The organism is Sphingobacterium sp. UBA5996 (assembly GCF_002429765.1).
In the GTDB taxonomy this organism is placed as follows: domain Bacteria; phylum Bacteroidota; class Bacteroidia; order Sphingobacteriales; family Sphingobacteriaceae; genus Sphingobacterium.
The window spans coordinates 220,253-233,986 of sequence record NZ_DJAS01000003.1 but is presented as its reverse complement, the minus strand read 5'-3'; the positions used below and the strand labels follow the sequence as shown (position 1 = coordinate 233,986).

The 13,734-nt window shown below is 41.3% G+C and carries 7 protein-coding genes; all 7 read right to left on the bottom strand.

Going from position 1 to position 13,734, the window contains the following annotated elements; all coding sequences use genetic code 11:
* Positions 1 to 189 precede the first annotated feature (189 nt).
* Entirely contained in the window at positions 190 to 1,131 is a 942-nt protein-coding gene (locus B3E00_RS02130; protein ID WP_293936591.1) for a glycoside hydrolase family 43 protein, read from the bottom strand.
* 77 nt (positions 1,132 to 1,208) lie between these two features.
* Positions 1,209 to 3,737, bottom strand: a complete 2,529-nt coding sequence (locus tag B3E00_RS02125) for an alpha-L-arabinofuranosidase C-terminal domain-containing protein (RefSeq protein WP_293936589.1) — start codon at positions 3,735 to 3,737, stop codon at positions 1,209 to 1,211.
* A 196-nt stretch (positions 3,738 to 3,933) separates the two neighbouring features.
* Positions 3,934 to 5,769 (bottom strand): RagB/SusD family nutrient uptake outer membrane protein, encoded by a 1,836-nt coding sequence (locus B3E00_RS02120; RefSeq protein ID WP_293936587.1) that lies wholly within the window; start codon positions 5,767 to 5,769, stop codon positions 3,934 to 3,936.
* 14 nt (positions 5,770 to 5,783) lie between these two features.
* On the bottom strand, positions 5,784 to 8,969 hold the full coding sequence (locus tag B3E00_RS02115) for a SusC/RagA family TonB-linked outer membrane protein (protein WP_293936584.1): 3,186 nt from the start codon (positions 8,967 to 8,969) through the stop codon (positions 5,784 to 5,786).
* A 14-nt stretch (positions 8,970 to 8,983) separates the two neighbouring features.
* Positions 8,984 to 10,453, bottom strand: coding sequence for a fasciclin domain-containing protein (locus tag B3E00_RS02110; RefSeq protein WP_293936581.1), 1,470 nt, complete (start codon positions 10,451 to 10,453; stop codon positions 8,984 to 8,986).
* Positions 10,454 to 10,464: 11 nt separating this feature from the next.
* A complete protein-coding gene (locus B3E00_RS02105; RefSeq protein WP_293882898.1) occupies positions 10,465 to 12,273 on the bottom strand; it encodes a fasciclin domain-containing protein in 1,809 nt (602 codons plus the stop codon).
* A 3-nt stretch (positions 12,274 to 12,276) separates the two neighbouring features.
* Positions 12,277 to 13,734 (bottom strand): RagB/SusD family nutrient uptake outer membrane protein, encoded by a 1,458-nt coding sequence (locus B3E00_RS02100; protein WP_293882901.1) that lies wholly within the window; start codon positions 13,732 to 13,734, stop codon positions 12,277 to 12,279.

Below are 13,734 nucleotides of genomic sequence, written 5' to 3'. Positions count from 1 at the left end.
TTAATTGGCCTGTACGTATGTTATGATTTAGATGAGATGGTTTAAATCAAAGGAAAGCCTATAGCAAAGCATCATATTTTTTATCATAAATTTAGGATTAATTGGTTATTTTAAAGGTTTTCATTCTCCCCGTTTGAAAACCTTTTTTATTACAATCGCTATAATTAAGATGACAACTGTTATTCTCAACTATCTTTTCAATGATAATAGATTGGATAAAACGGTTGGATTTACCGTAAAAGCTGTTCCATGACGAACGCCTTTAGGGAAGCTCACCAGATCAGAGACATCTTCCCAGTTGATACCATCTTTACTACGAACAGCACCATATTTATGATCGCGGTATTTATCGAAATATACATATATATACTCCCCTACTTGCAGCGGCGCAGGGCCCTCCGCCCAATAATCGCCTGTGATTGGTTTAGAGACAGTAGTGGGAAATCCTTTGGCTAAATTCTTTGTTGCCGTGATTCGAATATTTTTTTCCGGTGGATTAGAGTTTTCGTTTTTCAGCACCATCATATATTCCTTATTGGCTTGTTGTATAATGGCCGCGTCGATCACACTAAATTCGGGATCAAAAAATAACTTAGTTTTTGAAAAAGTTTTAAAATCTTTCGTCGTCACGCTATACATCCGGTGGTTTAATCCTTTTTCACTAGCACTAGTCGGTACCTCTTTGTGGCGACCAGGAATTGTCGTGGCCCAAATGATATAATATTCTTTCGTCGCATTGTCGTAAAAAAGTTCGGGAGCCCATGCATTTTTTGCATCTGGTTCATCTACCATGACTGGTATTGCTTTTTGTTGGGTCCAATGCATCAAGTCTATGGAAGAGGAATATCCGATAATTTTGTCCCACCAACCTGTTGTCCATACCAGATGAAAGGTCCCATCGGGACCCTGACAAATACTGGGGTCGCGCATCAGTCTATCTTTTCCTACTGTTGGTGTTAAGAAGGGTTTTCCCTGATTCAATGGTTCCCATTTCAAACCATCCAAACTATAAGCTAGATGTAATCCATCAGCGCCATTATCTACAAAATACGAAAAAAGGTATACGGGAGATTGCGCCTTAACCAGGTAAGTTAAAAGAACGAATAGGGTAACTAGAAATTGTTTTTTCATTTTTGTCAAATAGAGATGAATAAAAACTAACATATACTTTTCTGCACAACTAGAGGTTTCATAGGAGTTGAATTGGGCTATTTTGCACGCGATGGAATTCGAATGATGGTTAACGAATAAGGTGGCAATTGCTGGTTTTTAAGCTTTTCCACTGGCACGGTCTTTTGTTCGGGCTTCGCTGTTGTACTCTTCAACTCTCCTGTGAGCTGCGCAACAACAGCAGGCTCAGTTTTTAGGTTGAATTTAGCTAGTTCCAATTCCATGTTGACGGCAACAGGCAAAACATTGACCATTTTTATAATGATTGATTGATCTTTAGGATCGTTAACAATAGAAAATGCCACGCGCTTCTGTACCTCAACGGCAGCATTAGAATAGCTGGCTTCCACAGGAACATATTCCGTTCCATTATTACGACCGAATAATTGCTGTACATAATAGGATGGCGTTAAATTCACATCGGTATTGTTGAAATAAATAAGATCGGGGCGCCATTGGGTATAGCCATCTTTGGCTAACAGCGGTGCATAGGAAGCCATCTTAACGATATCACCATTTCTTTCCAATGCAGTGAGATATGCGGCTTCGGCTAATGCCACTTCCAAGGTACTTGCACGTCCTTCGATATGAGCGGCATATTCGCCCAAATAAACCTGCGCTTTATTCCGATCGTATTTATCGTAGAAATCTTGATTATGAATAAACCATCCGGGTGTCTGGTAATAGTGTTCGTCCATAATAGGTACGCTTAATTTATCGGCGATTTTCCAACCCTCAACATAGTCGGTTCCCTCAAAAAATGGCCCCGCCGTTCCAATAACCTGTATATCGGGATATTTTTCACGGATAGCATTGTAAATCATCGTAAAACGCTCCTCAAAAACATTCGATATTAAATCTTCGTTACCCACGCCAATATATTTGAGATGAAATGGTTCTGGATGTCCAGCTGCTGCACGTACCTTTCCCCAGGTGCTATTTTTATCCCCATTGGCCCATTCGATCAGATTGAGCACTTCCTGGATATAGTCATCCATATCTTCCATTGGAATACCACATTGTTGCCCGCCCAATGGATGACCGTGAGCGCCCGAATTTTGACAGGGTACCCCAGCCGCCACTACCGGTACAGCATAGGCACCTATATCTTCACAAAATTGAAAATACTCATAATATCCTAAACCAACAGTTTGGTGATATCCCCACATATTGCGTTGTGGCACACGGCTTTCTAAAGGTCCTACAGTATTGGACCAATGGTAGATATTTTCGATACCATCGCCATGTGCTAAACAGCCTCCCGGAAAACGAACAAAACGTGGATTCAAAGCTGCAATAGCCTCGGCTAAATCTTTACGTAATCCATTTTTACGTCCTTTGAAGGTGTTTTGAGGGAATAAGGAAATCAGGTCCAAATCCAATTGTTGTCGATCTGTAAATACAAATTCCAATATGGCATCCTTACAGGTCGCATTGGCTGTCAATACCAATTGATATTTTTTCCAGTTTTTGCTGTCAACAACAAGGGATTTTTCATCAAGGATCTTTCCATCTTGTGTACTTATCCGGATTTTTAGTTGACGCCCTTTACCCGCAGTGCCCCGTCCAAAAAATGAAAGATCATAGCGTTCGTTTTTATGCAGAGCAATCCCATCGTAGCCTATATTTTTTAGTATACCCGCGCCTTGTAACCTCGCATAATGCTTATTATTGGGATGAATGGGATTGATACTGTCGATATGAAATTGTCCCGATCCATCCATACTCCAAGCTGTTTTCTCGTTCCAATTTTTGTCATGCCCTTGTTTATCGCTCAATTTATATTCAAAATCTCTATTTTGAATCAATTCCGCATAGAGACCTCCGTCTGCTGCATAATTAATATCTTCAAAAAATACACCTACCAACATATCGCTGATGGACTTGCTTTGTCCGATCTTTGGGGTTAACTTAACATCCAAGGGTTTTAAGCCTGCAAAGCGTACATCATCGTCAACACTTCGTTCGGACCATTGCTTTTGCTTAAGCAGAGCAAGATCATAATGTTTAATCAATTCTTTAATTACAGACCATGTAACTTTCAGCTTCGTTCCACGTAAACTTTCGCCATTAATGGAAATAATCTCACGGTCCAACAAACTGTTTTTTACAAGCGAAACCATTGATTTATCCAAATCATTTAATTCGACATAATAGTCTTGCCTGCCCCAATTAAAAAAATCAGTTGTAAAAGTATAGGCATATGGCCCATTATTTTCAGGACTTAATTGCCACGCACAGGACCACCCCCCGCCATTTCGAGGAAACAACACCGGATTTATCATCCGCTTTTCTGATCCCCAACGCCCATAATCTGATTTCACAAATGCGAGTTCTGTTCCAATAGCGTCCCATTGTTTACCGTCCAAACTCCAGGCATATAATAACCCTTCTCTACCAGCATTCTTATCTTTTGCATAAGCAAAGAGATAGGCTGAATCCGGTTCAGAAATCGTGCTGCTATAGGCGTATGCGGGCGTACTGAAAATCCAAAACAGACAAAAAAAGCAAATTGCTTTTGCAAGAAAAAAAGAGCAGGCTCTTAATGTGAAAATAGCTCGTTCCATTGGTTATAATTAATCAGAAATAATTATAAATGTAAATATTACATTTATAAAACACAAATCGAATGGTCAAATGATCGATCTGTCATTGACATGTTACGATGATATCGGCTTCTCGCAATCCGCAAAAAATAAAGAAAAAGGCCTGCACAAAGCAGACCCTTAACGTTTAAATCAATAATCCAAATCTATGCCGGCCTTACCGCAATTTAAATGGCAAATACCAATTGTTCATATCCATCAGCTTGCTGCGTACTGCTCCAGCTTTCGGGTTATTTGCTTTCAGCAATTTCTCATAGACTTTATCGGCTAGGAAAGCTGGATCATGACGGCGTTTTGCTATACGCATCAGATCGGACCAACGTTCGCCTTCGAAGGCTAACTCAAGAGCAGATTCTTCGATAATCTTATCTTCCAGATCAGCTTGCGGCACATTAAAAGCGGTCATCACGCTTCCGTAACCACTTACTGTACCTGGCCCATATTCAATGCCTGCGAATTGCCAACGCGGCATGGTAGCCCGTCCACGGATTCCCGAATTCCGATACCACACCCCACGTACGATACTCGCATTGTCGCGTGCATCAAAATAATAGGGCGAGGATTCGGCAAAAGTGGTCCTATTCGTCCCAAATCCTTCATGGGTTATCTCCGACTCCAATTCAAAAAAATTGCCAGGTATAATAAAACCGTCTTTCGTAAAAGCGCCATAATAGAAGGTACTGATTAGCCCCCAGTTTGCCAATGCATAGGCCAAACGGCCCTGACCATCACGATTAGCAGCTTCTGCAAAGCGAAGATGCGCCCCTGCGGCTCGATTGATATTCCAACGACCGCCCTTATTCAGCAAGCCCAATACATCTCCTGAATTGTCCGTAAATTTTGTAATCACAGGATCACCATTTGCAGCAACTTCATAAGATAGCTTACTCCGGGGATCCCAGGGAATACCCGCATTATTGGTCTGTGAATTCCATAAATCAATCACCTTTTGGGAGGGCTTAAGCGCATATTTTCCTGACTTAGCAAATAGCTCTATAAAAGGATTTCCAGGAGCAAAAGAGTTATGGTATGGAATAGACCAGTTCCATTCGGAATTCCATTCCCGTACCGTGTTCGATAGCGCAAACATACTTCGCCACCCGGCTGTTAGGGAATTGACCAAAGATGAACCCTCCTGGGCTCTTGCAAAACTCACATTAAAGTAGCTCCAGCCAATACGGTTGAAGTTGAATAGGTAATCAATATTGCTGTTATTGTCTTCAGCAGAGAGTAATCTCTTGTAACTCCTTGCGGCTTCATAATAGTTTCCTTTCCAAAGATAGAGTTCGCCGAGGACATGAGCCTTACTGATGAACACCTTCTGTGTGCTCGCGCCATCTGTCGTAAAAACCAATGTGCTGCCTGTCGGATAGGCATAAGGGTCTTGATATGGCAAATCTTTTGTATCATTGATCAGAGAATCGACCAAATGATCAAAAGTTGTTTTCGGATAGTTCTCCAAACTTTTAATCTCGTCAACACTTTCTATTGTATTTTTGATATAGGGAACATCTCCAAAGTGGATCCCTAATTGTAAATACAACCATGCACGCAGCATCGCGAGGTCAGAATAACGCTGATTAAATTCGGTATTGCTCAGCTTACCCTGCCGCTCCATCACCTTGAAGTTCTTCAAGGCATCATTGCAATTGAAGATAATTTTATAAAAAGCAGATGGATCGGCATAAGGATTATCTTCCGCTACTTCATGATTGGAAACTTGCTGCAAATAGGGATTTGCATTTTGTGTTACATCTATGAGATCGGCCCTTAATTCGTTCAGGACAATATAACGTTCACCTAGCCCAGCTACTTGTCCATAAATCCCGAGCACCACCGCATCAGCATCGGCAAGCGTATTGTACATTTTTGAACTGTCCAATTTATCTTCGGGAGAGAAATCCAATGCTTTCTTACAAGATGTAAAAGAAAGGCTACAGGCCAATATGGCCCAAAGCGAATATTTCGAATATTTTCTGTATGTGATAAACATAGTATATTAAATTTTTATAGACCGATCCGCAATCCCAGCTGCACAGAGCGAACGATGGGTTCCAGCGTCACATCAACCCCTTGATGAAAAACATCAGCAGACTGCGCGAATTCAGGATCATAACCCAAATATTTACTTAAAGTCAACAAGTTATTGGCAGTACCATATAGACGGACGTATTTGATGATACGTTTATTGACTGGAATACCGTACTCAACGGAAAGCTGACGAAGCCGAACATATGAGCCGTCTTCTATCCATCGGTTTGAAAATCGACTATTTCCCATTGGATCGTTGAGCGCAACGCGAGGTACATCGGTTTCCTGGCCCTCCGCCCGCCATCTATTTTGTAATAGTCCTGTCTGATTGTAAAATGTACTTCCCGACTCTAGTTGCGCCCGTGTATAGTTATAAATATCATTGCCTAAGCTGAACGTCACCAATGCACCGAATTTCCAGTTTTTATAGGTCAGGCTGTTATTCAATCCGCCCACCAGATCTGGATTAGGATCACCTAAGATCATTCTATCACGATCATCAATGATCTTATCACCGTTACGGTCGGTAAATCGAGCATCTCCTGCCTGGAAAGGTATTTTATTGCCTGTTGCATCTAAAATCGCCAGTCCGGAAGCGGCAGCTTCAGCACTGGTACGGTAAACACCGTTGAACTGGTACCCATAAAAGGCATTTGGTGCGCCGCCTTTCTCGCTCACAAAAGTTCCACCGGCATATTGTGTATAAGATGTTTCGGGAAGATCTGTGATCGTGCTTTTATAGTGACTTAGTGTCAATGATGCATCCCATTTGACCGGACCCGTCAGCATACGTCCAAATAACGTAAAATCAATACCGCGTGTACGCATTGCGCCATTATTATAGAGGTAGTAACTAATTCCAGACACAGTATTCCCCGAATTATAGGCTAGCATATCACTTGTCTTGTTTTGGTAGATATCTACGCCTAAATTGATGCGTTCATTCAACAACGAAAGATCTGTCCCAACATTTATTTTTTCAACTTTCTCCCATTTTAGATAAGGATTGGCTACACCATCGCGCACAAGCCCCTGGACACCTAAGAAGTTCTGGGAAATGTAATTCTGCCGCGCGTCATAATTGCCAATATCATCGTTGCCTGTAATTCCATAACTCGCCCGAAGTTTCCATAATGACACCGTACTATTTTCTTTCAAAAAATCCTCATTGGACAATAACCAGGCAGCTCCAACGGCCGGAAACACTGCATACACCTTATCTGCAAGCTTCAAGCCTCCTTTTGCTTTATCTCCAAAGCGGGAAGATCCATCCATTGATATGGATGCATTTAAGATATAGGTATTTTTCCAGCTAAAATTACCTAAAGCATAGGCCGTCATATTTGCCCATTTACCAATATGTCCGCCATAGACCCGGGATGCCGGTGTCGAATTACCAATACTGACCAGCTGATCGGTGGCCGAATTATAGCCTAATGCATAATCTTGTTCCGAATCATGCTTATGGTACCGGAATCCACCACTAGCTTCCAAACGGCCTTGAGTTCCCCAATCCTGATTGTATTGTAGACGCAAATCATTTGAAATTGAATAGTAACGAGCCACCTGCGCGCCCAGGCGACTGTAAACTTCCATATTATTTATCGTATCCTTCGCGACTCCTTTTTTAGGAATAAAGAAATCCTCTTGCGCTTTGTCATAGGTTACAGTAGACAAATTACTTAACTTAAAATTTGAATTGAACGCATAGTTGAACACCAAAGAGCCCAAAAATCGATATGCCTTTTTATTGTTAATCCCATTTTGTGTAAGTTGCATCGGATTAGAATAGCCGAAATAATCAGCTTCGGCATAATTCGGTGAGATGCTACCATCTGGAGCAATATCATGCTTATTTAGAAATGGAGACTTAATCAATGAAAGAAACAGCGGGTTGGTCTTCGGTGATAACCCCTGATCCTTCAAGTTTTGCTGCCCATAACCTATGGAGATATTCGTCTGAGCAGTAAATTTCCTGGTCAAGTTCATGTCGCCATTAAAACGTGCCGTGTAGCGACTTTGCTTTGTATTGTCTAAAACACCTTGTTCATTATTGTAACCTACTGACAAGGCATAGCGTGCAATGTTATCTCCGCCTGTCACGCGAAGAAAATAATTTTGGTCGACCGTATTATTAAGCACTTCTTTTTGCCAATCCGTTTCGTTATGATACTTTGCATATTCATCGAATTTTGGGTTATCATTATTGAAAGGCATATTGGCAATTTCCTCACCACTGTACGTACTCGTTGCCAACAAGTCATTCAAATAACTTCGATAGGCATAAGATTTCATGACAGGAATAGTTTTCGGACGGAAATTATAGCTTGTTGTTGCCTGCAAATCAATCTGTGTGGCCAACTCTTTTGAATGGTTGGTGTTAATGACCACGACTCCATTGGAGGATCTGGCGCCATAAATATTAGCGGAGACTGCGTCCTTCAACACCGTGACATCTTGAATATCACGCACGTCAATATGCTGCAAGGCATTATTGAGATGTCCTGTGGTTATAGAAGGACTCAAATGTTCCGCATGATATACAATACCATCAACAATATACAAGGGCTGATTATTGGAATATAATGATTGCAGCCCTCTAATATGGAGATTTCCACCAATTGATGGTGTTCCTGAATGTCGCGTTACTTGCACTCCGGCCAGCTTACCCTGCAGGTAGCTATTGACCGTCTCAGAATTCTGTTCCCAGGCATTAAATTCTAATTTATCGACTGCGCCAGTATTGTTTAAAACTCCATTATCACCAAATACTGTCTCTGTTTTTTTATAGAAAGAACGGTACCCCTCAGGGTATAATACCACCTTCATGGTTCCATCTAGCAGCACTGGTACCTGTTTGGCGATATATCCATCCAACGAGACTTCAACGATTGCATTGGAAACCGGTAGTTCCAAACGGAAATTCCCTTTACTATCTGTCAATTTCGCTACGCTAATACCATAAGTGATACGGGCACCTGCAATAGGTTTATTGGTTTGGCTGTCATAAACCGTACCTTTAACAGAATAAGCAGCGGTACCCTGACCTTGTGGTTGTATATTGCGGGCGGCAGTATCTTGTTGCGCCCAAGTGCTGTGCGCTCCCAACGTGGAAATAAACAAGATAATACCCAATTTATAATATATTTTGATCGAACTCATTTCGTTTTGCTTTGTTATTGAATAATCGGGACGAATCGGAGATATTCTAAAATAATAGGGCCAGTACCATTGCTCATCACAAGCAAAGGCAGATTCCCATATTGGTCTTGCGTCACCACACCTAAATAAACTTCTCCGTGATTAAGCGGCTGTACATCAAATGTCATTCGCGTATCGTTTGCTCCCAAGTTATTGACGACTGAGCGTTTGTATACATCGGCCTCATTAACCGAGATAAGTTTTGGATCAAAAAAGTAGACATATTGGATAAACGCTGCTGTTTGCGGATCACCAGCCAATCCCATAATTGCTCGTCCGTATACTTTATATTTAGCTACATTCATACCTGTAGCGCGATACTTTACATAAAAGGAAGTTACTTTATGATCATACACCTCAATATCATTGTAAAGGTTTCCCTCATTATCACGTTTGTCCCTGAAAAATGTATTTGAGCGCTTATCAGCTTGCTTGTAACCGATCGGCCTAGTCCCCAATACTTTGATCTCTTTGATCTGATCCGCTAGTGCAAACTCGAGTCGCTTCACACGATAAACGACCCCATTACTGGCCTTTGTCCTCGAGATGATATGGGCAGGATCAAGGCTAAATTTTGTTCCAGCTATCGAAATAAGATTATTTGTCAATTGATCCATCCCCAACTCTCCCTCTACAATAAAATCGCGTAATAGTGCCTTTTTGGCAAAGAAAGCCGTGGTACTGTCGGGGCGGTGTGTATTCCCCTCCTCATAAGCTGTCGCATAGAATGGTCTTAGCTTGGCATACTCGGTCTCAAAATTTTCATCGTCCACTACGAAATAGGTATGTTTTCTATTTTCAGTCGTCATATTGCGACGTACCTCCGTGTACCAGACCGGACTGTACCTATAATATAGGATATCACCTTCGGTAGACACTGTATCAAAGGAATTCAAGGCCTCAATTTGTTTGGTGTCTGCAAAAAAAGTGTGTACAAGATTAAAAATATTCTGAAGAGGTTTTAAGGGACGACCTACCACATGGTATAGTCCATTGCTCGCCACTAGATTGCTCTGGAGCGGTTCGACACCGTCAAATGTACCATGTGTAAACTCCACATATTTATTTCGGAAGTTTAATGCCTTTACAGTATCGGCTCCTGAATGCACATTATAAACCGAATTGATAATATGGTAGCCAACAAAACTCTTGATCACCGCTGTATCAGAAAAATTGTATTGATCCTGTATTGCTGCAATTGCTTCATTCGTCGGCACAATCAAGGTGTAATTTTTCGATGCTTTCAACGATTCACCGTAACCTGATTTGTTGAGTAGGTTCATAAAAGTTGAAAACTCAGGATGGTGTGCAACAATTTCATACAAGTTTCTTTGCGCATCGGCATCTTTTCCACCAAAATGATTCTCCCAATTTTTGGAACAAGAAGTCAGTAAAAATAAAGCCAATAAGGCTAGATAAATTTTGTAAATTATAGCTTTAATCATGGTGTATCTTATTATTTTGGTCTATAAAAAAGCTCGCCTGTAAGCTGATGGAATCTCGGATAATTTTGCTCGAGATCATCAGCAGGGATAAATTGGATCATGTCCAGATAGACCGTATTATTAGCACATTTTTTATCTTTGATCGCTTCAAAACGGATGATATGTCGATCAGTAGTCTCCACATTGATAATACCAGCCAAACGCCCCACGTTCAAAGGAGCTTCGCCGCCAGATTTTGCTTTGAGTCCGCCGGTAATATTATTTGGATTAAAATCGCCTACAGTTGCCATGTAACGCTTATACCCTTGTGCCAGCATCAGATTATCCGCGTTTGCATTCGCGAGGTCGCTTACACCTGATGCGGTGAGACTTTGATTCAATATGATCGTATTGGGAAGGATCTGTTCATCCCCCTTTCCAGGATTGAATGTCGCCTGAATCTCAGGTGCATCCCCATGCTGGGCATAACAAATCCACACTTTATAGCGGCCTTTTACGAGATATGGCGTCTTAAATTCTATCCATTTTGCCCGCGCACTATTGTTTGCACATAGCGAAAGACTCAAAAGGTCACCATTTGCATAGGGACGCTTCGTTTCTAAAGCTTTGTAATAGTAATATCCGTTCGTACCAATGGTTGAAACCGTTAAACTATTAAAGGCAAAAGAATTGGCTATCGTTGCACCATTGGCTACCAATGCCTTATTGCTATTCAAATAGGTACTTCCCAATGCATTTGTTAACTCTGGAGAAGTGGCAATATCAAAATAAACAGGCACCTGTTGACGAACTTTGATCTTAAAGGTTTGTTTTGCTTCATGCAGGACGCCATTGGACGCCAGCACATCACTCTGTACCCTGTTGATTTCGGCGCCGGCTTCATGAACGCCATTAAATACATCGTCATTCAATAAAATTTGCGCACCTACTAATTTTGTCGAGATAATTTCTTTTGGAGCCAAAGTATAAATTGTATTTGCAGCAACGATATCTTCCAAAAACTTGATGTCGTTGCTTAAATGATAGGCTACATATAGCCACAAACTATCTTTATGGTTTTTCACATCACCAGTTTGCGAATAAGCCGATTTCATTTCCGCATAGCTTGTGATCCCTTGTAACCGCAGAACAGAGTCCGACTCCACAATTGCGGTCTGAAAACGCTTTCCATCCGCCACAGATTCTCCTCGTTGATAAGATAACGTATCATAAAAACCCGTCTCTTTTAAAGCCTCGGCGAAAATGGAATAACGGGGATTTGTTCCTATCAATTCAGCAAGGCTCTGTGCTGGTGGAACTAATACCTTATCAATGGAGTGGATGATACCGTTACCACAGCTAATATTGGATCTGATAATTCTGGCCGATTTATTAATTCGATAGACTCCATTTTGCACATCTGTGTATAAAAATTCACCCAGTAAACTTGCTGTTTTTATTTTACCATCGGTAAACCGCGTACTGCCTACCGTATCTCGAACCACATGGTATTTGACAAAATCCAATAGCTGCTCATCGGTAAAATCACTCAATGCTGCTTTTCCATTCGCCTTGATCCAAGTGTTGATACTTTCATTATTGGGCGCAAAAAGTGTGTAAGTACCGTAGGCGCCAAGATAACCAGCTGTTTTCGAACGGTATAATATTTCGGTCAATAAGGAAAAATCAGTTTCATTTGCCTCCAAATAGCCAGTAATATTAACTTCATCTGAGGTAGAAATTCGATATTTTTCTTTTTGACAGGCAAATGTAACCGCTATAACCAAGACAAACCATGTCCCGATCAGCCAATACTGTTTTCTAAAATTTCTTTTCATCATGATCTATTTTAGGTAAAATGGGTTTTGCTTCAACCGTGGATCTTTGAAGAGTTCGGTCTCTAGGATGGGAAGATAATGGCTATCTACATCGCGTACTTTATTAATAGCAGATTGACGAACGTTAGCATCAACAACTTTAGTCACCAGATCCACGAGCACATTGATATTGGCGTAATTATCCTTTTTGGCCAGGCGTAAAAGGTCAAACCAACGTTTACCTTCGAATGTCAGTTCCCGAGCACGTTCAGCAAAGACAAACAAAATAATTCCGTCCAAATCGGTCGCTTCGATATTCGGATTCGTAGCTTGTAGGGCTTTACGTTTAGTTCGCAAATCCTCAATAAGTGTCAATGCTTCTACACCGCGACCCAATTCAGCCAATGCTTCAGCGCGCATCAACATGACATCGGATATCCGATAGAGTTGAAAATTATAGTAACTAGGTGATTCTGTACCGTATTTTCGCATATCTCCTGATACTCCATATAGAATCCCTTCACCACGGCTGTCAGACAAATCGATATCAACGGTCTCATTTGCCGGAAAAATTTCGTTATTCAGGATATCGACATTGGCGGTATAGGGGCGGCGCGCAATCGCACCAAGATTATACAGAAGATTTTCTTTCGAGTTTTTATGACTCAGCTCCAAGATGGTTTCCATCGTACCTCCATCAAAGAGCTCGGGAAGAGCAGCTCCAATTAAATTGTATCGACCGGTTTCCAAAATTTTTGACGTTTGTTCTTCAACTTTATCGTATTTCTCCATCCATAGATAGAGATCAGCCAACATTGCCCGTACAGCCGGCCTGGTCACCCGGCCCGCATTTGTTGCATTATAAACGGTACTGCTTACATGGTATTCGGGGACCCAGTCTAATGCCTGCAAGAGATCTTTCTCGATTTGTTTGAGTACCTCATCTGCACTGGATTGTCCTACAGAAACAACATCTGTATCTTTTGCCGTGCCTTTTAGTTTTAATGGGATATCCCGGAAAGTACGTACTAAATAGAAATACAAAAAACTGCGAACAGCCAATGCTTCTCCCAAGTCGGTATTGTATTCGGCATCTGAAAAAGTAGGATCTGCCTGTTTTGCCTGACCTGCGTAATCGATCAAAAGATTACAATTGTTTATCGCCGTATAGACAGCACTCCAATCTGCAATCACATTGGTGCTTAAAATATTATAATTTTTTACTAAACGGTTGTCATCGCTTGCATAAGTCGTCAAGGCTACCAGATCGGCACGCAGTTCGCCCCAAGTAAACAACTGCTGTTCCACAGCACCCGAATTAAGGGAAGAATAAATCCCAATTAAGGCGGCATGGACATCTTCCTTTGTTTTCCAAAATTCTGCCCTGGTGATTCCATCCTGCGGCTGTAAATCCAGCCATTTATTACAAGAATTGAGTAAAATGCTACCTGCAGCAATTAAACTCCATAAGATTGTTGCTTTCAT